At 64.6% G+C, this 23,666-nt stretch carries 20 protein-coding genes and 1 tRNA gene; 8 read left to right on the forward strand and 13 right to left on the reverse strand.

The window, feature by feature from the left end:
- Window positions 1–28 precede the first annotated feature (28 nt).
- The 3 genes from ACXAF5_RS21005 to ACXAF5_RS21015 form a co-directional block, all read right to left on the reverse strand.
- Window positions 29–406, reverse strand: a complete 378-nt coding sequence (locus tag ACXAF5_RS21005; protein WP_474948108.1) for a hypothetical protein — start codon at window positions 404–406, stop codon at window positions 29–31.
- Window positions 407–477: 71 nt separating this feature from the next.
- The gene (locus tag ACXAF5_RS21010; protein WP_239325074.1) at window positions 478–1,239 is read right to left on the reverse strand and encodes a DUF6478 family protein; all 762 of its coding nucleotides are present in this window, start codon (window positions 1,237–1,239) and stop codon (window positions 478–480) included.
- 121 nt (window positions 1,240–1,360) lie between these two features.
- Window positions 1,361–2,185, reverse strand: a complete 825-nt coding sequence (locus ACXAF5_RS21015) for a hypothetical protein (protein WP_474948109.1) — start codon at window positions 2,183–2,185, stop codon at window positions 1,361–1,363.
- 386 nt (window positions 2,186–2,571) lie between these two features.
- Here ACXAF5_RS21015 and ACXAF5_RS21020 point away from each other — a divergent pair, with 386 nt between their 5' ends.
- The 4 genes from ACXAF5_RS21020 to ACXAF5_RS21035 all read left to right on the forward strand — a co-directional run bounded on the left by ACXAF5_RS21020 (window position 2,572) and on the right by ACXAF5_RS21035 (window position 9,059).
- Window positions 2,572–5,637 carry an ABC transporter transmembrane domain-containing protein gene (locus ACXAF5_RS21020; protein WP_474948110.1) on the forward strand — a complete coding sequence of 1,022 codons (3,066 nt, stop codon included), beginning with the start codon at window positions 2,572–2,574 and terminating at the stop codon, window positions 5,635–5,637.
- A gap of 93 nt (window positions 5,638–5,730) precedes the next feature.
- Window positions 5,731–6,612 carry a lysostaphin resistance A-like protein gene (locus ACXAF5_RS21025; protein ID WP_474948111.1) on the forward strand — a complete coding sequence of 294 codons (882 nt, stop codon included), beginning with the start codon at window positions 5,731–5,733 and terminating at the stop codon, window positions 6,610–6,612.
- 63 nt (window positions 6,613–6,675) lie between these two features.
- The gene (accD, locus tag ACXAF5_RS21030) at window positions 6,676–7,638 is read left to right on the forward strand and encodes an acetyl-CoA carboxylase, carboxyltransferase subunit beta (protein ID WP_474948112.1); all 963 of its coding nucleotides are present in this window, start codon (window positions 6,676–6,678) and stop codon (window positions 7,636–7,638) included.
- Between the two features lie 149 nt (window positions 7,639–7,787).
- On the forward strand, window positions 7,788–9,059 hold the full coding sequence (locus tag ACXAF5_RS21035; protein ID WP_474948113.1) for a bifunctional folylpolyglutamate synthase/dihydrofolate synthase: 1,272 nt from the start codon (window positions 7,788–7,790) through the stop codon (window positions 9,057–9,059).
- 78 nt (window positions 9,060–9,137) lie between these two features.
- Here the strand turns inward: ACXAF5_RS21035 and zapE are convergent, their stop codons facing one another.
- The gene (gene zapE / locus ACXAF5_RS21040) at window positions 9,138–10,208 is read right to left on the reverse strand and encodes a cell division protein ZapE (protein ID WP_474948114.1); all 1,071 of its coding nucleotides are present in this window, start codon (window positions 10,206–10,208) and stop codon (window positions 9,138–9,140) included.
- A 165-nt stretch (window positions 10,209–10,373) separates the two neighbouring features.
- On the opposite strand from zapE, the gene ACXAF5_RS21045 reads away from it, so the two are divergent.
- Entirely contained in the window at window positions 10,374–11,612 is a 1,239-nt protein-coding gene (locus ACXAF5_RS21045) for an MFS transporter (protein ID WP_474948115.1), read from the forward strand.
- Window positions 11,613–11,651: 39 nt separating this feature from the next.
- Here ACXAF5_RS21045 and ACXAF5_RS21050 read toward each other — a convergent pair whose 3' ends face one another.
- From ACXAF5_RS21050 to ACXAF5_RS21065, 4 genes are read right to left on the reverse strand one after another with little or no spacing between them, the layout of a single operon-like run.
- Window positions 11,652–12,587: an alpha/beta fold hydrolase gene (locus tag ACXAF5_RS21050; RefSeq protein ID WP_474948116.1), complete on the reverse strand. Its 936-nt coding sequence runs from the start codon at window positions 12,585–12,587 to the stop codon at window positions 11,652–11,654.
- Window positions 12,584–13,501 (reverse strand): ornithine cyclodeaminase family protein, encoded by a 918-nt coding sequence (locus ACXAF5_RS21055; protein ID WP_474948117.1) that lies wholly within the window; start codon window positions 13,499–13,501, stop codon window positions 12,584–12,586. The genes ACXAF5_RS21050 and ACXAF5_RS21055 overlap by 4 nt, the downstream gene beginning before the upstream one ends.
- The gene (locus ACXAF5_RS21060) at window positions 13,498–14,118 is read right to left on the reverse strand and encodes an HAD family hydrolase (RefSeq protein ID WP_239325090.1); all 621 of its coding nucleotides are present in this window, start codon (window positions 14,116–14,118) and stop codon (window positions 13,498–13,500) included. Before ACXAF5_RS21060 ends, ACXAF5_RS21055 begins: the two co-directional genes overlap by 4 nt.
- 15 nt (window positions 14,119–14,133) lie before the next feature.
- A complete protein-coding gene (locus ACXAF5_RS21065) occupies window positions 14,134–15,096 on the reverse strand; it encodes a DMT family transporter (RefSeq protein ID WP_474948118.1) in 963 nt (320 codons plus the stop codon).
- A 359-nt stretch (window positions 15,097–15,455) separates the two neighbouring features.
- Here ACXAF5_RS21065 and ACXAF5_RS21070 point away from each other — a divergent pair, with 359 nt between their 5' ends.
- Window positions 15,456–16,043, forward strand: a complete 588-nt coding sequence (locus ACXAF5_RS21070; RefSeq protein ID WP_474948119.1) for a hypothetical protein — start codon at window positions 15,456–15,458, stop codon at window positions 16,041–16,043.
- Window positions 16,044–16,272: 229 nt separating this feature from the next.
- Here the strand turns inward: ACXAF5_RS21070 and ACXAF5_RS21075 are convergent.
- Window positions 16,273–16,349: transfer RNA gene (locus ACXAF5_RS21075), tRNA-Arg, on the reverse strand.
- A gap of 124 nt (window positions 16,350–16,473) precedes the next feature.
- Between ACXAF5_RS21075 and ACXAF5_RS21080 the strand changes: the two genes are divergently transcribed.
- Together ACXAF5_RS21080 and ACXAF5_RS21085 are read left to right on the forward strand one after the other, a co-directional pair.
- Window positions 16,474–17,499 (forward strand): LacI family DNA-binding transcriptional regulator, encoded by a 1,026-nt coding sequence (locus ACXAF5_RS21080; protein ID WP_370645780.1) that lies wholly within the window; start codon window positions 16,474–16,476, stop codon window positions 17,497–17,499.
- A 135-nt stretch (window positions 17,500–17,634) separates the two neighbouring features.
- Window positions 17,635–18,354: a LacI family DNA-binding transcriptional regulator gene (locus ACXAF5_RS21085; RefSeq protein ID WP_474948120.1), complete on the forward strand. Its 720-nt coding sequence runs from the start codon at window positions 17,635–17,637 to the stop codon at window positions 18,352–18,354.
- 63 nt (window positions 18,355–18,417) lie between these two features.
- On the opposite strand, the gene ACXAF5_RS21090 is transcribed toward ACXAF5_RS21085, so the two are convergent.
- The 4 genes from ACXAF5_RS21090 to ACXAF5_RS21105 all read right to left on the reverse strand — a co-directional run bounded on the left by ACXAF5_RS21090 (window position 18,418) and on the right by ACXAF5_RS21105 (window position 23,642).
- The gene (locus ACXAF5_RS21090; protein ID WP_474948121.1) at window positions 18,418–19,563 is read right to left on the reverse strand and encodes an iron-containing alcohol dehydrogenase; all 1,146 of its coding nucleotides are present in this window, start codon (window positions 19,561–19,563) and stop codon (window positions 18,418–18,420) included.
- Between the two features lie 93 nt (window positions 19,564–19,656).
- Window positions 19,657–21,039 (reverse strand): aldehyde dehydrogenase family protein, encoded by a 1,383-nt coding sequence (locus ACXAF5_RS21095; protein WP_474948122.1) that lies wholly within the window; start codon window positions 21,037–21,039, stop codon window positions 19,657–19,659.
- Between the two features lie 102 nt (window positions 21,040–21,141).
- Window positions 21,142–22,506 carry a glutamine synthetase family protein gene (locus ACXAF5_RS21100; protein ID WP_474948123.1) on the reverse strand — a complete coding sequence of 455 codons (1,365 nt, stop codon included), beginning with the start codon at window positions 22,504–22,506 and terminating at the stop codon, window positions 21,142–21,144.
- A gap of 101 nt (window positions 22,507–22,607) precedes the next feature.
- Window positions 22,608–23,642, reverse strand: coding sequence for a TRAP transporter substrate-binding protein (locus tag ACXAF5_RS21105; RefSeq protein ID WP_239325104.1), 1,035 nt, complete (start codon window positions 23,640–23,642; stop codon window positions 22,608–22,610).
- Window positions 23,643–23,666: the final 24 nt, after the last annotated feature.

Raw genomic sequence — 23,666 nt, forward strand, 5'->3', positions numbered from 1 at the left:
CCGCGCGCGTTGAATGGCCTCAGGTCCGTCAGGTGGTTTCCAGACAATGGCGGCGGAAGGCGCGTTTCAGCATGTCCAGCTCCGCGCGCAGCAGCTCCACTTCGGCCCGCAGGTCATCCACCAGCGGCTCGCCCGCGATCAGGGTGAAATCGCCGAGTTTCTCATCCGATCCGGCCTCATAGATGACAAAGCTCTGCACACCATCGCCCACGGCTTCGGTCGGGATCGGAATGGACAGGGTCCAGCATCCCGGCGTCTCCGCCTCGGCCAGCGCCACATCGGCAACCTCGCGGTCGAGATAGCGCACGGCGATCTGCGGCCGGGGCCCGCCGTGCGGCGCGTTCTCGACCTGGCCTTCCCAGACGCCGGAGCGGAAACGGATCTTGCGGAGGGTGAGGGCGCTCATGGAGATCTCCTGGAATTGGAAAAGGGCAGGTGGCAAACGGGGGCAGGTGGCTAACAGGGCCGGGGCAGACCTCAGAGGTTGGCGCGGCGGAAACGGGCGAAGGTCACATCCCGCAGCACCACCTGGTTCAGGTCGGGGGCTTCGAAGATCAGGTCGAGCCAGGCCTTCTCGATCCGTTTTTCGTTCAGCCGTGAATAGGCCAGGTCGTATTCCACCGTCATGTTTTTCTCGCCCGGGGGCAGTTCGCGGACCAGTTGCTCGGTATTGGGGCCGTGCTTGATGTTGAGGCGGGCGAAGATCTCGATCGGCTTTTCGCTTTCGACGATACAATCCATGCGCACCAGATGCTGTCGCGTCAGCCCGCGGGTCGCCTCGGCCGGCAGGTCGATCACCAGGGACAGAAACGACCCGTCGAACTGGAACACATCCATCCGCAGGCCAAAGGGCGCCAGGTCCTCCTCCCGCGTGTTGCGCAGCTGGCGCAGGGTCAGTTCCGAGATGGCACAGTCATGAAACATCTGGATCTCGTGGCCGAGGCGGGTCTTGCTGGGCACCGAGGACACCCCCACCACCGGCAAGGGGCCGCGCCAGAGTTCGGGGCGCCAGGACCAGTCGGTCCCATGCGGGCGGGCAAAGGCGGTGGAGCCGACACGCGGCAGCGCCAGGCGCCCGTCGGCGATGTGGATCAGCTGGTCGAGCTGGGCGCGCAGCTGCCGGGCGGCGTTGCGCTGCTGGCGCAGGAGCGGCAATGGCGCGCCCGGGGCCTGTCGCACCGCACTGCGCCAGCGCCGCAGCGCGCCTGCATTCAACAGCTGCTCCAGAAGTCTGCCCATCCTGCCCCCACGGCTCGCGTTCTCGCGTGTCTGCCCGGGATGTTCGCCCGGATTTGTCCGCCATATTAACGGACTAGCAACCGGAGACAAAGGTGTTTCTGAGGCGTGCCGTGACGGCTGTTCAGCCGTCCGAGCGCTGCGGATCCGCAGCTGCGGAGGCGGTCGCGACGGGCGCGGTGTCCCCCGGTCGCGACAGCGGCCGTGCGGTCTGCTCCGGCGCCGACTCGCCCGGGGCCGCCGGGGTGGTGGTCTCCGCCAGACGGGTGGCATTGCGCGAGGCGCGCACGAATTCGCGGATCAGCCGGGCGCCTTTCTCTCCGAGGTAGGTGCTGCCATCCGGCGCATAGAGCGCGACCGACACCAGATGCCCGTGCACCACAAAGGCACCGCGCCAATGGGTGCCGCTCGCACCCTCTGCGGAATGGCCGTCCATATGCAGTTTCACCAGCGGCAGATCGCGGTCGCTGCGGGTCTCCAACACCCGGGCGGTGCGGCGGCTGGTGGTGAAGGCGGCGCGCAGGGCCTCGGCCGAGGGGGCGGGGGTGTTGGCGGCCACGGCGCCGACGGTGGCGGTCAGCATTGCGCCCTCGGCGCCGCGAAAGCGGCCAAAGGTGCTCATGCGCGCGCAATCGGCCAGCAGCGCAAAGCCGCCGGTGGCGGTGTGCTTCTCCATCTGCGCGTCGAAACAGAACCCGCTGGGCGCGGCGAGGATCAGCTGCCCGTCGCCGAACACCGCGGTGAGCGCGCGGCCACGGCCGCTGCCGGGGCGGGAGATGTCCTCTCCCGGCGGTGCAAAGGCGAGCCGGTTGCCCTGCATGCAGCCCGCCAGCAGCAACGGTGCGACCAGCACAAGGCAGAGCGCGCCGAGACCGCCCCATCTGCTGCGGGCGATCCCGCGCCGGATGCGGCCGGCTGCCGCCAGGGTCTGTGCGATTGTCTGCCTCACGGTCTGCCCTTCGTGATCTGCGCCTGTGTCGCCTATGTGTCGCCCGTGGTGTCGCGCAGGCTTTCGCCTGTGGTTCCACCTGTGTGTGATGGCCTGCGTGCAAGCCTGCTTCAGCCCGACAAATCGATGGATCAGATCCCTGATCAAAGGATATATACACGGCTGAATACTGCCCAAAAGTTCTAAACCCAGCACCGTGGCGGAACAAGGATAAAGGAGGCGTGACCGGGCGAGGCTTGAATTGTGGCGGTATCACGCTTACCTCACGCGCCTTGACGGCGCCCTGTGCACCAGACGCCCCCATACGCGCGAACCGCCGCGCCGCTCTTGCCGCCCGGGGGCTCCGGTCACCAGGGCGGCCCGGACCGACAGAAAGGACATAGGCTGTGGAGCCAAGCCTGTTTGCCTTTATCTGGCGCTATTCCAAGCGCCAGCAACTCGGTCTGCTGGTCCTGACGCTGCTGAGTTTTCCGTTTCTCTACGCGACGTTGGAGCTGCCCAAGCGGATCGTCAACGATGCCATCGGTGCGCCGAGCGACTGGATCATGCTCTGGGGGTGGCGGCTGAGTTCCGAGTCCTATCTGCTGGTGCTGTGCTTCACCTTCCTGGCGGCGGTGCTGGCCAGCGGCCTGATGAAGATGCGGCTCAATACGCTCAAGGGGATCCTGTCGGAGCGGCTGCTGCGGCGCCTGCGCTATCAGATGATCGCGCGGATGATGCGGTTCCCCTCGGGCCATTTCCGCACCACCTCGCAGGGGGAGATGGTGTCGCTCATCACCTCCGAATCAGAACCGATGGGCGGGCTGATGGGGGATGCGGTGGCGCAGCCGGTGTTCCAGGCCGGGCAGATGCTGACCATCGTGGCGTTCCTGTTTGTGCAGAGCGTCTGGTTCGGGCTGGCGTCGGTGGCGCTGATCCCGTTGCAGGCCTGGCTGATCCCGATGCTGCAACGCCAGATCAACCTGCTCAACAAGGACCGGATCGTCGAGCTGCGCGCGCTCTCTGCCGAGATCGGCGAAACCGCCGCCGGGCTGTCCGACCTGCGCAGCAATGGCGGCTGGCGCTACCGGCTGGCGCAGGTGTCCAACCGGCTGGGCCGCCTGTTCGAGATCCGCCGCCGCATCTTCATGAAGAAGTTCTTTATGAAGTTCCTCAACAACCTGATCGGTCATCTGACGCCGTTCTTCTTTTATTCGGTGGGCGGCCTGCTGGCGATCCGGGGCGAGATCACCGTGGGTGCGCTGGTGGCGGCGCTGGCGGCCTACAAGGATCTGTCGGCCCCGTGGAAAGAGCTGCTGACCTATTACAACCAGGTGCAGGACATGTCGCTGCGCTGGCAGGTCATGCGCGAGAAATTCGCCCCGCCCGGGATGCTCGACGCGGCGCTGTTCGAGGGCGAACCCCGGAGCCTGCCGCATCTGCGCGGCGCGATCGAACTGCGCGATGTCACCGTCCGCGATGGCGAGGGCAAGCCGATCCTGGACGGGCTCTCGCTGACCATCCCGGCGGGCGCGCAGGTGGCGATCCGGAGCACCTCGGCGGCGGAACGTCAGGCGCTGGCGCAGCTTCTGACCCGCGAGGTGCTGCCGGCGCGGGGCGAGGTCATCGTGGCCGGACGCCCCCTCGCGGAATTGCACCAGGGGGTGATCGCCAGCCGCATCGGCTATGCCTTCAGCGGGCCTTATCTGTTTGACGGCTCGCTGGGGGACAATGTGCTGATGCCGCTGCGCAACCGGCCCCGCGCCACCGCGCCGGAGCTGCAACTGCTGAGCCGCGCCGAGGCGGTGCGGGCGGGCAACAGCGCCGATCCGCTGCATGCGGATTGGGTGAACCCGGATCTGGCCGGGCTCGGCTCCGAGGACGGGTTGCGCGACTGGTGGTTCCAGCTGGTGGAGGCGATGGGCATCGACGGCCAGCTGTTTCACCGCACCCTGCACGCCCGGCTGATGGATCATCACCGCGCGCTGGAGGCGCAGATCACCGCGCTGCGGCCCCGCATCGCCGCCCGGCTGGCGGCGCAGGGGCTGGGGGATGTGGTCTATCGCTTCCTGCCGGAGCGCTACAATTCCACCCTGCCGCTGGCCGAGAACATGATGTTCGCCTTTCCGGTGCAGCCGGTGCCGACAGAGCTGTTCACCGATCCCGACGGCCCGTTTCAGCGGGTACTGCGGGCCGAGGGGCTGGAGGCGGAGACCCGCGACATCAGCCTGGCGCTGATCGACACGCTGCAACGGACCTTTGGCAAGGGCGACACCTCGCACCCGCTGTTCCGGCGGCTGGGGCTGGACGAGGATCTCTATGCCCGCATCAGTCGCGCGGCCGACCACCACACCGGCGGCGGCACGCTGGGGCGCGAGGACCATGCGCTGTTGTGCACGCTGCCCTTCCTGCTGACCGAAGAGCAGATCGGCGCCGGTCTGCCGCGCGCCTACAAGGACCGCATCCTCGAAATCCGGGCGCGGCGCGGCGATCTGCTGCTGTCGGACTGCGCCGGGGTCTATCGCCGCCTGCGCTCCGAAGAATACGCCCGCAAGCTGACGGTGCTGGAAAACGCGCTGTTTGGCCGGGTGTCGATCCACGCGGGTGCCCGCGCGCAGGCGGTGGAGGATGTGGTGGCCGACGTGATGGCCGACCACGATCTGAAGGCGCGGCTGGCGCTGATGATCTACGACCTGCCGACCGGGCTGGGCGGCGCCTTGCTGGAGCCGGTGTTCCGCGAACGCGCCGCCTTTACCCGGGCGGCGATCAAGCGGCCCGATATCCTGATCCTCGATCACGTGCTGGCCAGCCATGACGCCGACAACCGGCTGAAGACCCGCACCCGGTTGCAGGCGCTCCTGCCCAAGACCACGATGATCCACCTCGAAGACCATTTCGAGAACCCCTCGCGCTATGACATGTATCTGGAGCTGACGGACGGGCGGCTGGACGGGCAGGAGGGCGTGGCGGCGCCCTGGCCCGAGACGGCAGAACAGGGCGGCGATTTTGATCGCAAGCTGGCGGTGATCGGCGATGTCGATCTGTTTGCGCGGCTGGATCCCCGCAATCAGCGCCTGCTGGCGTTTTCCGCCGCCTGGGTGCAGGTGCCGACGGGCACTGCGGTGTTCCGCGCCGGCGCCGAGGGCGATGCGGTCTACCTGTGCCTGTCCGGCCGGGCGGCGCTGCAATTCCCCGAAGACGGCAGCCAGCTGGACGAGATCGGTCCCGGGCGGCTGATCGGGGATCTGGCGGTGATCACCGGCGAGCCGCGCCAGCTCGACCTGCTGGCGGTCGAGGACTGCGTGTTCCTGCGCATCGGGGCCGAGGAATATTGCACCGTGATCGAAAGCGATGTCTCGGTGGCGGTGCAATTGCTGAAAACGGTTTCCGGACATCTGTCGAGCGCCGCCGTCGCCTTGCAGGCGGCGCGGACGGGGCCGCAACCCGACGACAGCGCGCAGAGCGAGGGCTGATCCCACTCGGGCGCCAGGGGGGCTGGGCGCCGGGTGCTGGCCAGGCGCGCCCGGCTCGCTTACAAGGGGCAAAACGTCAAAGGACCGCCCGCAATGCGCTATCACCCCCACGAGATCCTGCTGCAGGACGCCCGCAAGATGCCGGAGCTCTGGCGTCTGGCGGTCGGGGTGGTGCTGGTGATCGTGACCTGGTTTGCGCTGGGGTTGCTGTCGGACCTGCTGGTGCTGCCGGCGGTGCTGGCGCTGACCGGCGACGCGGATCTGTTTGGTGGCAATGATGCCGCCGGGATGGCGGTGCTGCTGGGCAATTTCCTCTATGCCATCATTGCCGTGGGGCTGGTGTTGCAGATGCTGCACGGGCGCAGTCTTGGCTCTCTGGTGGGGCCGCGGGACCGGGTGCTTTGGCAATGGTGGCAGGTGGTGCGTATCCTGCTGGTGCTGGTCTGCGTCGTGGTGGTGCTGCCGCCCTACGACATGGGCGAACCGGTGGTGGCGCAGCTGCCGTTTGGGCGCTGGCTGCTGTTGTTGCCGCTGTCGCTGGTGCTGGTGCTGATCCAGGTCAGCGCCGAGGAAATCCTGTTTCGCGGCTATCTTCAGCAGGGGCTCGCCGCCCGGTTCCAGAGCCCGCTGGTCTGGCTGCTCCTGCCCTCGCTCCTGTTTGGCATGGGCCACTACATGCCGCAGGAGGCCGGGGACAATGCCTGGCTCATCGTGGCCAGCGCCACCCTCTATGGCATGCTGATGGCGGATCTGACCGCGCGGGCCGGCAGCCTCGGCCCGGCGATCGCGGTGCATTTCATCAACAACGTCTGGTCCCTGCTGGTGGTGGCCTCGCCTTCCAGCCTCAACGGGCTGGCGCTCTATCTGCACCCCTTTGCAATGGATGATGTGGCGGCGCTGCGCCCCTGGCTGCTGGTGGACCTGATGGTGCTCCTTGTCACGTGGCTTGCGGCGCGGGTTGCGATCAGGGCCTGATTGCAATTGACGCAAACTCGCCTTATCTGGGGTTCCAACCGCCAATCAGGCAGAGGCCAATAGATGAACTGGATCACCAACTACGTCCGCCCCAGGATCAACTCGATCTTCTCGCGCCGGGAAGTCCCCGAGAACCTGTGGAAGAAATGCGACGAATGCGGCACCATGCTGTTTCACCGCGAGTTGACCGACAATCAGAACGTCTGCACCAACTGCGGCCACCACATGCATATCACCCCGCGGGCGCGGTTCGAGGCGCTGTTCGACGGTGGCATCTTTGCCGAGGTGAAGGTCCCGGAGCCGGTTGCCGATCCGCTGAAGTTCCGCGACCAGAAACGTTATCCCGACCGGATGCGCGCGGCGCAGAAAAACACCGGCGAAAAAGAGGCGATGCTGGTCGCCACCGGTGAAATCGGGCGCACGCCGATCGTCGCCACCGCGCAGGATTTCTCCTTCATGGGCGGCTCCATGGGCATGTATGTCGGCAACGCCATCATCGCCGCCGCCGAAGAGGCCGTGAAACTGGGCCGCCCGCTGGTGCTGTTCTCCGCCGCAGGTGGCGCGCGCATGCAGGAGGGCATCCTGTCGCTGATGCAGATGCCGCGCACCACCGTTGCGATCGAGATGCTCAAAGAGGCGGGCCTGCCCTATATCGTGGTGCTCACCCATCCGACCACCGGCGGTGTGACCGCGTCCTATGCGATGCTGGGCGATGTGCATATCTCCGAACCCAACGCGCTCATTTGTTTTGCCGGGCCGCGGGTGATCGAGCAGACCATCCGCGAAAAACTGCCCGAGGGCTTCCAACGCGCCGAATACCTGCTGGATCACGGCATGCTGGACCGGGTGACCCCGCGCACCGAGATGCGCGAGGAGCTGATCACCATCATCCGCATGTTGATGGACATGCCGCCGCAGGTGCACGGAGATCTGCCCGCCCCGGAGCCTGAGCCGCAGGTCGAAGGGGGCGAAAAAGACGAAAAAGCGCCCGAGGAGGACGCATCGGGCGAAGACAAAAACGCCTGAGTCCCTGCATTGTGAGTTTTGCCTGACCAAAGGTCGGGCAGCGCCCGCCCTGATCGAGGCGGGCGCTTCGCTTCCACCCCGACGGGACGGGCGCTGCCCTCATCGAATGTGGCACCGCCTGGCTCCGTGATCAGACTGGATCACGTCCGATGACCGAACAGACCTCCGACGCCATTCTCGCCCGTATGATGGCGCTGCATCCCAAGATCATCGACCTGACGCTGGATCGGGTCTGGCGTCTCTTGGCGGCGCTGGACAACCCGCAGGACAGACTGCCGCCGGTGATCCATATCGCGGGCACCAATGGCAAGGGCTCCACCCAGGCGATGATCCGCGCCGGGCTTGAGGGCTGGGGCAAATCGGTCCACGCCTATACCTCGCCGCATCTGGCCCGCTTTCACGAACGCATCCGTCTGGCGGGGGATCTGATCTCCGAGGATCACCTGACGCAGGTGCTCGACGAGTGCTACAGCGCCAATGGCAACGAGAGCATCACCTATTTCGAGATCACCACCGTGGCGGGGCTGCTGGCGTTTTCGCGCAGCCCGGCGGATTACACCCTGCTGGAGGTTGGCCTTGGCGGGCGGCTGGATGCCACCAATGTGATCACGCCCGAGGTTTCGGTGATTACGCCGATTTCCATCGACCATGAACAATTCCTCGGCAACACGCTGGCCAAGATCGCAGGCGAGAAGGCCGGCATCATCAAACGCGGCGTGCCGGTGGTGGTCGGCCCGCAACCTGACGAGGCGATGGAGGTCATCGAGGACACCGCGATGCGCCTTGGCGCGCCGGTGATCGCCTATGGCCAGCACTGGCACGTCCACGAGGAACGCGGCCGTCTGGTCTATCAGGACGAGTGCGGCCTGCTGGACCTGCCGCTGCCCAACCTGATGGGCGCGCATCAGATCCAGAACGCCGGGGCCGCCCTTGCGGTGCTGCGTCACCTCGGCGCGGATGAGGCCGCCTGCGAGGCGGCGATGACCGGCGCCGAATGGCCCGCCCGCATGCAGCGCCTCAAAACCGGCCCGCTGGTCGAGGCCGCCGGCGCGGCCGAACTGTGGCTCGATGGTGGTCACAACGCCGCCGCAGGCATTGCGCTCGCCGATGTGCTGGCCAATCTGCCCAAACGCCCGACGCATCTGATCTGCGGCATGCTCAACACCAAGGATGTGACCGGCTATATGCGCCCCCTTGCAGCCCGGGCCGACAGTCTGACCGCAGTGTCGATCCCCGGCGAAGCGGCAACGCTCGGCGCGGCAGACACCGCGGCGGCGGCGGCCTCCGTCGGGCTTGCAGCGCAGGAGGCCGAGAGCGTTGCAGCGGCACTGAACGCGATCCTGGCCCGCGATCCCGATTGCCGGGTGCTGATCTGCGGCTCGCTCTACCTCGCGGGCAACATCCTGCGCGAAAACGGCTAAAGCGCACCGCGCCTTCATCTTTTCATAAATATCTCGGGGGAGGCCCTATGGGCCGGGGGCAGCGCCCCCTCCCCGGTGTCAGGCCGCGCGCCCCCAGTCCTTGTCCTGCATCTCCCGCAGGCGCGAGGCGGTGCGTTCGAATTCAAAGGCGCCATCGCCCTCCATATAGAGGTACTCCGGCTCTGCCGCCGCCGAGCAGATCAATCGCACGCGGGCCTCGTAGAGGGCGTCGATCAGGGTCACGAACCGTTTGGCTTCGTTGAAATTGTTGCGCCCGAGGCTGGGGATGTTCTCCAGCACCAGAACCTTGACCGCATCGGCCACCGCGAGGTAGTCGCCCGGGCCCAGCATGGTGCCGCAGAGGTCATAGAACGTCGCCCGCGCCACCCCGTTGCGATAGGCGGGCAGGGTGACCTCGCGGCCCTTTACCGTCAGCACCAGTGGCTCCGCCGCCCCGCCCGTCAGATCGCGCCAGATCTCTTCCATCTCGGCGCGGGTGTCGGCGTTCAGCGGCGTGAAATAGACCCGAGAGCCGGTCAGACGATCCTGGCGGTAGTCCTTCGGGCTCACCATCTCATGCACCTGCATCTTCTCTTTGATGAGGTCGATGAAGGGCAGGAACAGCTGCCGGTTCAGCCCGTCCTTATAAAGGTCATCCGGAACCCGGTTCGATGTGGTCACCACCACCACACCGGCCTCGAACAGCGCCTCGAACAGCCGGCCGACGATCATCGCATCGGTGATGTCGGTGATCTGCATCTCGTCAAACGCCAACAAGCGCACCGAGGCCACCACATCCGCCACCACCGGTGCCAGCGCATCCTCGGTGCCGGCCTCGCGGGCGCGGTGCATCCTGGCGTGGATCTCCTGCATGAAGGCGTGGAAATGCACCCGGCGGCTGGGGATGTCATCCAGGCTCTCGACAAAGAGATCCATCAGCATCGACTTGCCGCGCCCGACGCCGCCCCAGAGATAGAGCCCCCTGACCTCCGGGCGTACCGCCTTGCGGAACAGGCCGCGCTTGACCGGCTCGGCGCGCAGGCCCTCGGCGATGCGGTCAAACTCCGGCAGGACCGCCTCTTGTGCGGGGTCGGGCTGGATCTGCCCACTGTCTACACGGGCCTGATAGAGGTCGGTCATATGAGTCATGCCCCCAGCCATAGCCGGATGATTTTGCAAAGGAAAGCCGCAGCCGCCCGCTGGCTGAACCCGATGGTTCAATTTTATTTATGTATGCACACAAAACTCCTGAATTGACGCCCGCGTGCGAATGGGAACACTTGCGGCGCAATGACACAGCCGGAGAGCGCGCCCATGGACCGTCCAGCCCCCTTGTTCACCCCCGTCCTGCTGGTGGGCTGCCTGATCATCATGGTGAGCTTTGCGGTGCGCGCCTCGTTTGGGGTGTTCCAGATCCCGATCGCCGAGGATTTTGGCTGGCTTCGGAGCGAATTTTCCCTCGCGATCGCGATCCAGAACCTGGCCTGGGGCATCGGTCAGCCGATCTTTGGCGCCATCGCCGAGAAGATCGGCGACCGCAAGGCGATCATCATCGGGGCGGTGGTCTATGCCGCCGGTCTTGTGCTGAGCGCGGGCGCCACCACGCCGTTTGAAATGCAGGCCTATGAATGGCTGGTGGGCTTTGGCGTTGCGGGCACGGGCTTTGGCGTGGTGCTGGCGGTCGTCGGGCGTGCCAGCTCGGACGAGAACCGTTCCATGTCGCTGGCGATTGTCACCGCGGCGGGCTCGGCGGGGCAGATCTTTGGCGCGCCGACGGCGGAATACATGCTGGGGCTGATGTCCTGGCAGTCGGTGTTCCTGGTCTTTGCCGGCGTGGTGCTGGCGCTGATCCTGTCGCTGCCGCTGATGCGCGCGCCGGTCTCCGCCGGCAAGGCAGAACTGGAAGAGAGCATGGGCGCGATCCTCAAGAAAGCCTTTCGCGATCCGTCTTACACGCTGATTTTCCTCGGCTTTTTCTCTTGCGGTTATCAGCTGGCCTTTGTCACCGCGCATTTCCCGGCCTTTGTCACCGAGATGTGCGGCCCGATCATGCCCGGCGGCATGCTGCATGGGCTGGGGATCACCACCACCTCGGCGCTGGGGGCGGTGTCGATCTCGCTCATCGGTCTGGCCAATGTGGGCGGCACGCTGCTGGCGGGCTGGGCGGGCAAGCATTATTCGAAGAAATACCTGCTGGCGGGGATCTATACCGCGCGCACCATCGTGGCGGGGGCCTTTATCCTGCTGCCGATCACGCCCCTGTCGGTGATCCTGTTCTCGGTGGCGATGGGTGCGCTATGGCTGGCGACCGTGCCGCTGACCTCCGGTCTGGTCGCCCATATCTACGGGCTGCGGTACATGGGCACGCTCTATGGCATCGTGTTCCTGAGCCACCAGATCGGCGGTTTCCTCGGCGTCTGGCTGGGTGGGCGGATGTATGACATCTACGGCGACTACACGATGGTCTGGTGGATCGGCGTCGGCGTCGGGGCCTTCAGCGCCATCGTGCATCTGCCGGTGCGTGAACGTCCCTTGCAGCAGGCGGCGGCCTGATAGGGACGGGAACGACCGCAGCGTCGGCGGTGTGCGCCCTCAGACCAAACCGCCGCGCTGGTTCTCGGCGATGATTTCGGCGACCTCGGCCGGGTGGGTGTAGACCACGCCGTGGCCGGCCCCCTCCACGACGGCCTGTTTGGCAGAGCGGTTGATCTCGGCCAGCCGTCCGATCACATGCCCGGGGATGATCCTGTCGTCGCCGCCCCAGATCGCCAGAACCGGCAGCCCCTGGCGGTGAAACAGCCGGTGTTCCGGGGCAAAGTCGCAGCGCAGGATGCCGCGCATCGCCGCCAGATTGGCGGGAAAGAACCCACGGCGGCGGGTCTGTGCGCTCTGCGCCCGGATCACCGTTGACGGGCTGCGGGGGTCGCTCAGGTGGCTCTTGATATAGCGCCGGGCCGCCATCGGATAGGTCCAGCGCAGAATCAGGTCCTGCAACCCGGGGCGGCGCTCCATGAAGCTGGCCACCGGCGTGCGCGGCGCATGCAGGCCGACCGAGGCGATCAGGATCAGCTGCCGCACCCGCGGCAGGTTCTCGGCGGCAAAGGAGGTGGCGATGCAGCCCCCGGCGGAGTAGCCGATCAGGATGAAATCCTCGACCACGCCTTCATGGGCCAGCAGATCCTGCAACTGCTGGTGAAAGAAGGCGCGATCCTGCGGGCCGGTGGCATGATCCGACAAGCCGCGCCCGTAAAGATCATAGAGCAGCACCCGATAGCCCATGTCGCCCAGCTGTTGCGCCAGGCCGGCAAACCCTTCGGAGGGGGTGGTGATCCCATGCACGCAGACCGCAACCGGGCCGCGTTCGGGACCGATCCAGCGATAATGGGTCTGCCCTTGGCTCAGCTCGGCAAAGCGGCCGGGCGCAAAGCGGCGCATCGAGTCCGTCAGCGGCTTGCGCAGGGTTTCCTGCACCGAGGGCAGGAACAGGAAGCTGACAATGAGAATGGCAACAACAAGCAGCCAGATCATGCAGAGCGGGTCCAGAGGTCCAGAATGTGGCGGCTTGTCATCAGGTCCAGATGCGCGCCGCCGCCGTTTTTGAAAAGCGTGATTGCAGAAGGATCATAGGTCGGAAACTCCGCAAGACCATAGAAATCGGCCAGCACGTCGTCACGCTGCAGCGCGCCCGAGGCCAGCGGGATCTTGAATTCGCCGATATGGTCGAGGGTGGTATCGAAACTGTCGCAATAGATCTGTGCGCGCGTAAGTGCGGCGTCATCGGCCTCGCGCATGTCCGGGCGATAGGCGCCGATCATGTTGAGATGCTGGCCCGGGCGCAGCCAGTCGCCGCGGATCACCGGGTCTGTCGACATGGTGCAGGTCAGGATGATGTCCGCCGCGCCGACGGCCTGTTCCAGATCGGTGGCGACGGCGACGCCGGGATAGTCCGCTGCCAGCGCTTCGGCCTTGGCGGTGGTGCGGTTCCAGATCCGGATTTGCGCCTGCGTCCACACGGCGGAAAAGGCCTCGATCAGGCTGCCGGCCACGGTGCCGGCGCCGACGATCAGGATCTCTTGCGCATCCGGATTGGCCAGACGGCGCGCGCCCAGAAGGCTGTCGCCGGCGGTCTTCCACTTGGTCACCAGGTGGAAATCCACCAGCGCCTCGGGCTGGCCGGTGGCATCATCAAACAGGGTCACCGCGCCGTTGATCATCGGCAGGTCGCGGGTCGGGTTGTCGGGAAAGATCATCGCCGTCTTGACCGCGATCCCAAGCCCGTCGATCCAGGCCGAGCGCGACAGCAGCGTATCCTTGCCCCGATAGAGGAAGGTGTCGTCCACCTCGGCCTTGGGGCGGCTGTGCCCCGCGGCCAGCGCATCGGTCAGGGTGATCCAGTCCAGCAACGCCTCGCCCTCGTCAAAGCTGATCTGCGTCAGGCTCATTGTGCCTCCTCTTCGGTCAGAAGTCCTTCTTCCACCAGCCGTGCGGCCCAGGTCTCGGGGCGGTCGAACAGATGGGTTTTCCATCCGCGCACCGCGGCGGCGGTGATGTTTTCGGGCCGGTCATCGGTGAACAACAGCTCCTCCGGGCGGCGTCCGGTGCCCTGTTCCAGATGCGCGTAGATCTCCGCATCCGGTTTGATGCAGCGCAGATGCGCCGACACAAAGGCCTGATCGAATTCGCGCAGGAACGGGTAATGGGTCTGGGCGATTACAAAGGTCTCGGCGCCGAAATTCGTCAGCGCATAGACCGGTACGCCCCGGGCCTTGAGCGCCCGCAGCAGGCGCACCGAATGGGGGATCTCGGGGCTGGCCATCTCGATCCAGCTGTCATGCCAGTGGCGGATCTCCTCGGCCCACTCCGGGTGTTTCTCCGCCAGCCCGTAGATGGTGTCGCGGAACGGGTGGCCGCGGTCCACATCAAGGTTGGCGCCATGCAGGTCGACCTCCTTGAATAGGGCGGTGCGGCGGGGTTCTCCGATCAGGCGGTCAAAGAAGCGCTCCGGCTCCCACTCAAGAAGGACACGGCCAATATCAAAGACGACGGCGGTTACGGGCATGATCTATTGGCCTTTCTAGCCGGAGGAACGGGGCCGCGGGCGTGGCGGCGGGCCGGGGGTGCGGGTCTCACGCCAGAGAGAAACAAGCCCGGCGCCGATAATCAAGGCCGAGCCGAGCCAGACCGACGCATCGGGCCATTCGGCAAACACCAGTACCCCCCAAACCACAGCCAGCGGCATGGCGATATATTCAAACGGGGCGACCAATCCGGCCTCGCAGAGCCGATACGCCTGCCCGACCAGATAGCCGCCGATGGCGCCGGAGACCCCGGCGATCGCAAAGATGCCCCACTCAAACCCCTGCGGCCAGGCCCAGGGTTTGAGCACCACATCGGTGATCGGGTGACCGGTGGCCCAGCTGCCATGGCCAAAGATCACACCGGCCAGGGCGCTGATCACCAGAAAGCCCATGTTGGGGTAGAACGACAGCGTCGCCGCCTTGTCCGAACCGCCGGCCCGGCGGGTCAGCACATGCAGGGTGGCATAGCCGCAGGACCCGAAGAACGGCAGCAGCGCATAGGGCTGAAACGCATCGGCGCCGGGTTTCACGATCACCAGGATGCCGCTGAACCCCACCACCACCGCGCCCCAGCGCCAGGGGCCGACACGTTCCTTCAGGAACAGGATCGACAGCAGGGTCACGATCAGCGGCGTGGCAAAGGCGATGGCGACCGCCTCGGCCAGCGGCAGCACCGCCAGGCCGGAAAAGAACGACAGGTTGGCAAAGGCCACGGCCGCCACCCGCATCAGATGCAGGCGCAGGTTTTGCGTGCGCAGGATCCGGTAGCCGCCTTCCATGGGCACGATGATCGCCATCAGGAGCACCAGCGCCACCGCAGAGCGGATGAACACCACCTGATAGAGCGGATAGCCTTCGGAGAGGAACTTGAAGGTGACATCGATGACGGAGAAGGCAACCGCGGCGCCAATGGCGGCGAGAATGCCCAGGACATTGGAATTGACCAAAGATGTGCTCATCCGCGCGTGCCTCCCCGGCGGTTGTCGCCGATGCGTGCCGCGGGGGCAATCATAATGACACAAAGGTACAATTTTGTCGGATGTACCGAGAGAGACGCGCCGAACGCGACCGGCCGCGGCCGCCTATCCAGATGTCGCAAGACGATGTGCACGGACACCAGCGCCCGTGCGGTCTTGTGTCAAACGGGCATTGCCAATGACGCATAAGCACGCACTGATCGGATGTGTGGAGATATTGATCATGTCCGTCGTGAAGGGCGGCTCAGCGGACGGAGCTGCCGTTCGTTGCTCACGGCTGAATGACCGGTTAACTTAGCAAAGAGTTCCAATTGGTTCGCGCCAACAGCAGGGTTTGTGTAATGCGAAAAGCGTTCAAGATCGTTTTAGGCGTGGCTCTAGCTCTTCCCGTTATCGGCTTTATTGCGTTCAAAGCTGCCGAAGCCAGATATTTGAAGGGCTTCCTGCCACCTGCTTACGGCCATGTCGATCTAGCGGACAAAACCACACTAGTTGCCGGATTTGGCCCCGGAGGGCATGACGCTGTTTTGGCCTTTTTTCACCTTACTGAAGAGGTCGCCTCAATGATGGCGGCCGAGGGAGCAGTTTGGCTTCAAGACGCGGAAACTTCGGTTGAATTACGACGCTCTGTACAGGCTGATGAATGGATTTCGTCACCGTTGACCGGGGAAGTCTATGCTTGGGCGAATGCAGCGAACTGCTCTTCAGAAATGAGTGATTGGTGGACCGCATCACATACGGGTCATGCATGCCCCGGAATCTCTGCGTACCTCAGGGGCTACGGCTTTCTTGATAAGCTAAGCGTATCCAAGACGGAGCTAGTTGATGAAATTTTACAGGGTGAAGGGGCGTTCATTTCCAGACGTCGAGTAGGCTACCTCATAGTCGCTCCGGAACGAAATCTAGTGATTTTTGCTCATGCAGGATGAACCATAGGGGACGCTTGAACGCTCCGCAGCATTCGGCAAAATGGGCTCATTTGATGCATTCGCCGCGCAGAGCGCGAAAGTCAGCTTCGTGCTTCACTCCAACTCTGCGCAATTGCCAAAGAAAATCCGAGCCCCACACTGCGTCAGCGCAAAAAGCCCTTCACAGGGTGTGCGCATGAAAACCGCCAGAATGTGCAAGCAGATGGGTCATTGGCAGTCAGCAAGGTGTTGGCGACCCCGGCAGGGTTCGAACCTGCAACCTGCCCCTTAGGAGGGGGCTGCTCTATCCAGTTGAGCCACGGGGCCATCCAAAGGGGCGATAGCAAATCGACTCTGCAACCTCAAGCGCCACGTGGGGCCGTCCAAGAGCCATTGTGTCCTCCGGCGGGACTGGCTAACCTCAAGGCAACAAAGCAAAGAGGCCAAGCACGTGACCAACGACTCCAAGCGTCCACTGACGCTGCGTGATGTTTCAGATGCCACCGGCGTATCGGAAATGACCGTCAGCCGTGTTCTTCGAAACCGGGGTGATGTCTCGGAAAAGACCCGGCAAAAGGTGCTGGAGGCGGCCAAGGAACTGGGCTACGTGCCCAACAAGATCGCCGGCGCGCTGGCCTCCAAACGGGTCAATCTGGTGGCGGTCATCATTCCGTCGTTGTCCAATATGGTGTTTCCCGAGGTGCTGACGGGCATCAACCGGGTGCTGGAGGATACCGAGCTGCAACCCGTGGTGGGCGTTACCGACTATCAGCCTGAAAAAGAAGAAAAAGTTCTTTATGAAATGCTGTCCTGGCGGCCCTCCGGGGTGATCATCGCCGGGCTTGAACACACCGATCCGGCGCGCGCCATGCTGGCGGCGGCGGGCATTCCGGTGGTGGAGATCATGGACACCGACGGCAAGCCGGTGGATGCGATGGTGGGCATTTCCCATCGCCGCGCGGGCCGTGAAATGGCCAAGGCGATCCTCAAGGCCGGTTATAGCCATATCGGGTTCATGGGCACGAAAATGCCGCTCGACCACCGGGCGCGCAAACGGTTCGAGGGCTTTACCGAGGCGCTCGCCAAGGAGGGGATCGAGATCGAGGATCGCGAATTCTACTCCGGGGGCTCTGCCCTGGCGAAGGGGCGCGAGATGACGCAGGCCATGCTGGAACGCTCGCCCGAGCTGGATTTTCTCTATTACTCCAACGATATGATCGGCGCTGGCGGGCTACTGCACTTGCTGGACCAGGGCATCGATGTGCCGGGGCAGATCGGTCTTGCGGGCTTTAACGGGGTGGAACTGCTGGCGGGGCTGCCGCGGCAGCTGGCGACTATGGATGCCTGCCGGCAGGAGATCGGCATGAAGGCGGCGCAGATCATTGCGGCGCAGCTGGAACAGCCCGATGCCGACGTGGAAAAACACGTCACGCTGACCCCGACGATTTCCTACGGGGATACGCTCAAGCGCCGCTGATCCGGGGCGGGGCCGCGCCCTCGGGCGGGTTGGCCCGAACCGGCGGCAGAGATGCGGCGTGTGCGGATCTGAAGGCGCAATCGTTTACGGGCCGGTGCCGTTTGGGCATTCCGGCGCCCTTCGGAAGGTCGGGTCATGGTCAGGAAGAGCGCCACCATTCAGGATGTCGCGGTCGCGGCCGGGGTGTCCACGGCCACTGTCAGCCGCACCTTGTCGAAACCGTCGGTGGTGGCCAAGGCGACGCGAGAGGCGGTGCTGTCAGCGGTGGAGCGAACCGGCTACCGGGTCAACGCCACCGCTTCCAACCTGCGCCGACAGCGGACCGGGAGCGTGATCGCGCTGTTGCCGAACCTGGCCAATCCGTTTTTCTCGCAGATCCTGGCCGGGATGAGTGCGGTGTTTCGGCAGGCCGGTTACGGGCTTCTGGTGGCGGACACCCGGGCGGAACCGGATCCGGAGGGTCGGCTGACCCATTACCTGCGGTCGGGGCAGGCCGATGGCATTGTCCTGCTGGATGGCACCCTCTCTGCCGCGCCGTTGACACGCCCCGCGCGCCTGCCTGTCGTCCTGGCCTGCGAATGGATGCACGAAGACCTGCCGTCGGTGCGGAGCGACAATGCCGGGGGCGGGGCGCTTAGAGTGGCGTATCTGGTCGGCATGGGGCATCGACGGATTGGCCACATCACCGGGCCGCAGGGGAACTGCCTGTCGCAGACGCGGCTCGACGGGTATCATGCGGCCATCGCGGCGCGGTTGTTGCTCGACATGATTGACGCGGGCAGCCTGACCGGCCCCTCCGAGACCATCGGGGTGGAGCTGATCAAGCGCGGCAGCGTCGCCCGGATCGCACCTTAAAAAAACGGCCGCACTGACAGGCAGTGCGACCGTCGCATCGGTGTTCGGGGACCGATTGTTGAGTCAGAGTGCAGCTTTGAACAATTGCGACAGGTTGTCCTCGGTCAGCGTGACCGGGTTGCCGCCACAGCTGGGGTCAATGATCGCGCCCTTGACCAGCTCGGGGATGGCGTCCTCGGTGACGCCCAGCTCCGCAAGGCCGCGCGGGATGCCGAGGCTGTCGTTGAACTCCTGCACAAAGGCCTTGAACCCGTCAAAGCCGCCCGCAATGCCAAGATAGGCCGCCGCCATGTCAAAACGTTCGGCAATCTCGGAGGCGTTGAACTCCAGCACCGCGGGCATGCAAACCGCATTGGTGGTGCCGTGGTGGGTGTTGAAATGTGCACCGATGGGGTGGCTCATTGCGTGGATCGCGCCGAGGCCTTTCTGGAAGGCGGTCGCGCCCATGGCCGCCGCGGACATCATATGCGCGCGTGCCTCGATGTCGGTGCCGTCTGCATAGGCGCGCGGCAGGTAGTCCTTGACCAGGCGCATGCCTTCAAGCGCCATGCCCTGCGACATCGGGTGGTAATGCGGCGAGGAGAAGGCCTCGACACAATGGGCAAAGGCATCAAGGCCGGTGCCGGCGGTGATGAACTTCGGCATGCCCACGGTCAGCTCGGGATCGCAGATCACCACGCTGGGCAGGACCTTGGGGTGGAAGATGATCTTTTTCTGGTGGGTGACGCTGTCGGTGATGACAGAGGCGCGGCCCACCTCAGACCCGGTGCCCGCAGTGGTTGGCACCGCGATGATCGGCGCGATGGCGTCGGCATCGGCGCGGGTCCACCAGTCGCCGATGTCCTCGAAATCCCAGACCGGGCGAGTCTGGCCCGCCATGAAGGCAACCATCTTGCCCAGATCGAGACCGGAGCCGCCGCCAAAGGCGATCACACCATCATGGCCGCCGGCCTTGTAGGCCGCGACACCGGCATCGAGGTTCTTCTCGTTCGGGTTGGGATCCACCTCGGAGAACATCCCGCGACCAAGGCCGGCGGCCTCCATGATGTCGAGGGTGGATTTTGTCACGGGCAGATCCGCAAGCCCCTTGTCGGTGACCAGCAGTGGCTTCTTGATCCCGGCCTGCGCGCAGGCATCGGCCAGTTCCTTGATCCGGCCTGCGCCGAACTTGATTGCGGTCGGATACGACCAGTTTCCAATGAGAGACATCAGCATGTTCCTGTGGTGAGCCGGGGTGGGGGCGCTGCCCCCGCTTGCCCTCCGGCAAGCTCCCCCGAGATATTTTCAAGAAGTTGAAGGGGATTAGTCCGTGACTTTTTTCAGGTGGTAGGATTTGGGGCGGGTCAGGTTGTGATAGCCAATCACCGAAAGGCCACCGCCGCGCCCGGTGTTCTTGCAGCCGGTCCAGCACAGCGCGGGGTCGAGGTAGTCGGCGCGGTTCATGAACACGGTGCCGGTCTCGATCTGGTCACCCACCGCCTGCGCGCGCTCCAGATCCTTGGTCCAGATCGAGGCGGTGAGACCAAATTCGCTGTCGTTCATCAGCTTGATCGCTTCCTCGTCGGAAGAGACCTTCATGATGCCAACGACCGGGCCAAAGCTCTCATCGCGCATCACCCGCATCTCATGGGTGACATTGGTCAGGATCTGCGGTGTCAGATAGGCGCCGCCATCATCGGCCTCCATGGTGGCGATATGGGCCACGGCACCCTGTTCGACCGCCTCGGCGATCTGGTCACGCACCTCTTTGGCAAAGCGCACATTGGCCATCGGGCCGATGGTTGTTTCCGCCTCAAGCGGGTTGCCGAGCTTGTAGCCGTTGACCACCGCCAGCGCCTTTTCAAGGAAGCTGTCGTAAAGGCTTTCATGCACGTAGATGCGTTCGATGCCGCAGCAGCACTGGCCGGAGTTGAACATGGCTCCGTCGATCAGCGTGTCGACCGCCGCATCCACATCGGCGTCCTCCATGACATAGCCGGGATCCTTGCCGCCCAGTTCGGTGCCCACGCCGGTGAACGTGCCCGCTGCGGCGCGCTCCATTGCCTGACCACCCCCGACGGAGCCGGTGAAGTTCACAAAATCAAACGCCTTCTCGGCAATCAGTGCCGAGGTGGTGTCATGATCGAGGAACACATTCTTGAACACGTCCTCGGGCATGCCTGCCGCGTGGAAGGCCTGCGCCATCCGCTCGCCCACCAGCAGGGTCTGGGTTGCATGTTTCAGCACCACGGTGTTGCCCGCGATCAGCGCCGGAGCAACCGTATTGATCGCCGTCATGTAAGGGTAGTTCCAGGGCGCGACCACAAAGACGACGCCATGGGGAATGCGCTTGATGTAGCGTTTGAACGTCGCGTCCTCGCCGACCTCGATATCCGCCAGCGACTCAGCCGCGATCTGCGCCATATGCGATGCGCGTTCGTTGAACCCGCCAAACTCGCCGCCAAAGCGCACCGGGCGGCCCATCATATGGGCAAGCTCGGGAACGATGTCATCGTTCATCTCGCCAATGGCGGCGACACCTGCCATCACGAGGTCAATGCGTTCTTGCAGCGGACGCGCCGCCCAGACCTTCTGTGCTGTCCGCACCGCAGCCACCTCGGCGCGGGCGGCGTCCAGATCCAGCGTCTCGCGGCTGGCGTAGATCGATCCGTCGATCGGCGAAATACAGTTCAGTGTCTTGCCCATTGGCCAACTCCTCCGGGGGCGCAGGATACGGCCCCGATTATCTTCATCTTCTCCCAAATATCCCGGGGGTGCGGGGGCTGGCCCCCGCCTATCCACCAGATATCAGGCTTTCTCAAACCCGCGTGCGATCTCGTAGTCGGTCACCACGCGGTTGAACTCTTCGATCTCCCACTCCGCCGCGCGGGCGTAATGGGTGATCACCTCTTCACCAAACGCCTCGCGCAGCATGTCGGACGCCAGAAGCGCCTCGCGCGCCTCGGGCAGGCTGCGCGGGATATGTTGCTGAGCGTCGTCGGCATAGGCGTCGCCGTTGAACGGGTCTTGCAGGTCCAGCTTTTCCTCGATCCCCTTGAGCCCTGCCGCCAGCATCGCCGCCTGTGCCAGATAGGGGTTCATGTCGGACCCCGGAACCCGGCATTCAACCCGGACGCCTTTGGTGCCGTCACCGCACAGGCGGAAGGCTGCGGTGCGGTTGTCCACCGACCAGACCACCTGCGTCGGCGCAAAGGTGCCCTTGGCAAACCGCTTGTAGCTGTTGATGTAGGGCGCCATGAAATAGGTGTAGTCCGCGGCGTATTTCAACAGCCCCGCCATATAATGATCCATCAGCCTGGATTTGCCGAGCGGCGCGCTCTCGTCAAAAAACGCGTTTGACCCGTCCTTCCACAGCGACTGATGCACATGCGCGGCAGAGCCGACCCGCTCGTGGTGCCATTTGGGCAGGAAGGTCGCGGCAAAGCCCTGCTGATGCGCGATCTCCTTGATGCCGTGTTTGGCAAGCGTGTGGTGATCCGCAGTGGCCATCGCCGTGTCGTATTTGATGTTGAGCTCTTCCTGGCCGGCTTCGGCTTCGCCCTTGGAGCCTTCGACCGGGATGCCCATCGCACGCAGGTGGTTGCGGATCGGGCGCATGACCGGCTCTTCCTTCGAGGTTTGGAAGATGTGGTAGTCCTCATTGTAGTTGGAGATCGGCTGCAGGTCGCGAAACCCCGCTGCCGTGATCTCGTCGGCGGTGCCCTTGAAGAGGAAGAACTCCAGCTCGGTCGCCATCACCGGCGACAGGTCCAGCTCTGCGCAGCGGGCGATCTGTGCCTTCAGCATTTCGCGCGGTGCATGGGCAACCGGGGCATGGCTGTGATGGTCGATCACGTCACACAGAACCATGGCGGTCCCCTCAAGCCAGGGCACCCGCCGCAGCGTCGTCAGATCCGGCTTCATGATATAGTCGCCGTAGCCGCGCTCCCAACTGGTGGAGGCATAGCCGTCGGGGGTTGCCATCGCGAGGTCGGTGGCCAGCAGGTAGTTGCAGCAGTGGGTTTCGCCCTCGGCCATTTCCAGAAAGGCCTCGGCGTGGAAGCGTTTGCCCATCAGACGGCCCTGCATGTCCACGATGCAGGTCAGAACGGTGTCGATGGCCCCGCGTTTGATGTCATCAGTGAGTGCTTCCAGAGTGAATTGGCCGGACATAGTGCGTTCCCCGTGCGGTTGGTATGCGGTGACCGGCCCCATGCGGGGCCGGTCGCTGGTCAAGACCGTGCAGGGCCATTGGCCCTGCACGGCCCGCTGGATCACCCGTAGCGATAGGGGCGGCCGGCTTTTGCCATATCGGCGTTGTACTTCTTGAAGATCTCCACGACCTTTGCCTTGGTCTCGGACTCGGCTGCGATTTCATCCCAGAACTTCACGGCGGCGTCTTCGACCTGCTGCCATTCGGCATCCGGGATCGAAGTCAGCTTCAGCTTGTCGCCGTTGACGCGCAGGGAGGCCTCGCCGCCCCAGTACCACCACTGGCGATAGTAGTGCGACTGGTCGGTGCAGACGCGGAACAGGGTTTGCAGATCCTCGGGCAGCTCGTTCCAACGGTCCATGTTGGCAAAGAAGCTGCCGGCCCAGGCGCCGGAGATGTTGTTGGTCAGGAAGTAGTTGGTCACATCGGCCCAGCCCACGGTGTAGTCCTCGGTGATGCCGGACCAGGCGATGCCGTCCAGCTCGCCGGTCTGCACCGCGACCTCGATGTCTTCCCAGGGCAGGGTCACGGGCACCACGCCGAACTGGCTGAGGAAGCGGCCCGCGGTGGGGAAGGTGAAGACGCGCTTGCCCTTGAGGTCCGCGAGCGAGTTGATCGGGTCCTTGGTGGCAAAGTGGCAGGGGTCCCAGGACCCGGCGGAGATATGCTTGACGCCGACCTTGGAGTATTCCTCGTCCCAGATCTCATTGAGGCCGTACTGGTTGAACAGCACCGGCACGTCCAGCGAGTAGCGCGACGCGAAGGGGAAGTAGCCGCCAAAGACGGTGACTTCGGTCGGCGACGCCATGGAGTCGTCATCGGATTGCACCGCGTCGATGGTGCCTTTTTGCAGGGCGCGGAACAATTCGCCGGTGGGGACCAGCTGATCGGCGTAGAACAGTTCGATCTGCATGCGGTCGCCTGCGATCTTGTTGAACATCTGGATCGCCGGATCGATGACATGGGCGGCCAGCGCGGGACCGGCATAGGTCTGCATGCGCCAGGTGATCTTGCCCTGGGCTAGGGCGGGTGTGGCCAGCGGCGCAGCGGCGGCGCCGAGGGCGGTGGTCTTCAGGAAATTACGACGGGTTGTCATGTCTTTCAGTCTCCTCTGTCGGAC

The sequence above is a fragment of the Epibacterium sp. ABV4_022 genome (assembly GCF_056159345.1).

What these genes read in the sequence shown, in the direction of transcription:
- ACXAF5_RS21055 (WP_474948117.1), bottom strand. Translation starts at nt 13,501, where the DNA reads ATGAGCCTGACGCAGATCAGCTTTGACGAGGGCGAGGCGTTGCTGGAC.
- ACXAF5_RS21045 (WP_474948115.1), top strand. Translation starts at nt 10,374, where the DNA reads ATGGACCGTCCAGCCCCCTTGTTCACCCCCGTCCTGCTGGTGGGCTGC.
- ACXAF5_RS21005 (WP_474948108.1), bottom strand. Translation starts at nt 406, where the DNA reads ATGAGCGCCCTCACCCTCCGCAAGATCCGTTTCCGCTCCGGCGTCTGG.
- ACXAF5_RS21070 (WP_474948119.1), top strand. Translation starts at nt 15,456, where the DNA reads ATGCGAAAAGCGTTCAAGATCGTTTTAGGCGTGGCTCTAGCTCTTCCC.
- ACXAF5_RS21105 (WP_239325104.1), bottom strand. Translation starts at nt 23,642, where the DNA reads ATGACAACCCGTCGTAATTTCCTGAAGACCACCGCCCTCGGCGCCGCC.
- accD (WP_474948112.1), top strand. Translation starts at nt 6,676, where the DNA reads ATGAACTGGATCACCAACTACGTCCGCCCCAGGATCAACTCGATCTTC.
- zapE (WP_474948114.1), bottom strand. Translation starts at nt 10,208, where the DNA reads ATGACTCATATGACCGACCTCTATCAGGCCCGTGTAGACAGTGGGCAG.
- ACXAF5_RS21010 (WP_239325074.1), bottom strand. Translation starts at nt 1,239, where the DNA reads ATGGGCAGACTTCTGGAGCAGCTGTTGAATGCAGGCGCGCTGCGGCGC.
- ACXAF5_RS21095 (WP_474948122.1), bottom strand. Translation starts at nt 21,039, where the DNA reads ATGGGCAAGACACTGAACTGTATTTCGCCGATCGACGGATCGATCTAC.
- ACXAF5_RS21100 (WP_474948123.1), bottom strand. Translation starts at nt 22,506, where the DNA reads ATGTCCGGCCAATTCACTCTGGAAGCACTCACTGATGACATCAAACGC.
- ACXAF5_RS21050 (WP_474948116.1), bottom strand. Translation starts at nt 12,587, where the DNA reads ATGATCTGGCTGCTTGTTGTTGCCATTCTCATTGTCAGCTTCCTGTTC.
- ACXAF5_RS21065 (WP_474948118.1), bottom strand. Translation starts at nt 15,096, where the DNA reads ATGAGCACATCTTTGGTCAATTCCAATGTCCTGGGCATTCTCGCCGCC.
- ACXAF5_RS21085 (WP_474948120.1), top strand. Translation starts at nt 17,635, where the DNA reads ATGGTCAGGAAGAGCGCCACCATTCAGGATGTCGCGGTCGCGGCCGGG.
- ACXAF5_RS21060 (WP_239325090.1), bottom strand. Translation starts at nt 14,118, where the DNA reads ATGCCCGTAACCGCCGTCGTCTTTGATATTGGCCGTGTCCTTCTTGAG.
- ACXAF5_RS21090 (WP_474948121.1), bottom strand. Translation starts at nt 19,563, where the DNA reads ATGTCTCTCATTGGAAACTGGTCGTATCCGACCGCAATCAAGTTCGGC.
- ACXAF5_RS21025 (WP_474948111.1), top strand. Translation starts at nt 5,731, where the DNA reads ATGCGCTATCACCCCCACGAGATCCTGCTGCAGGACGCCCGCAAGATG.
- ACXAF5_RS21035 (WP_474948113.1), top strand. Translation starts at nt 7,788, where the DNA reads ATGACCGAACAGACCTCCGACGCCATTCTCGCCCGTATGATGGCGCTG.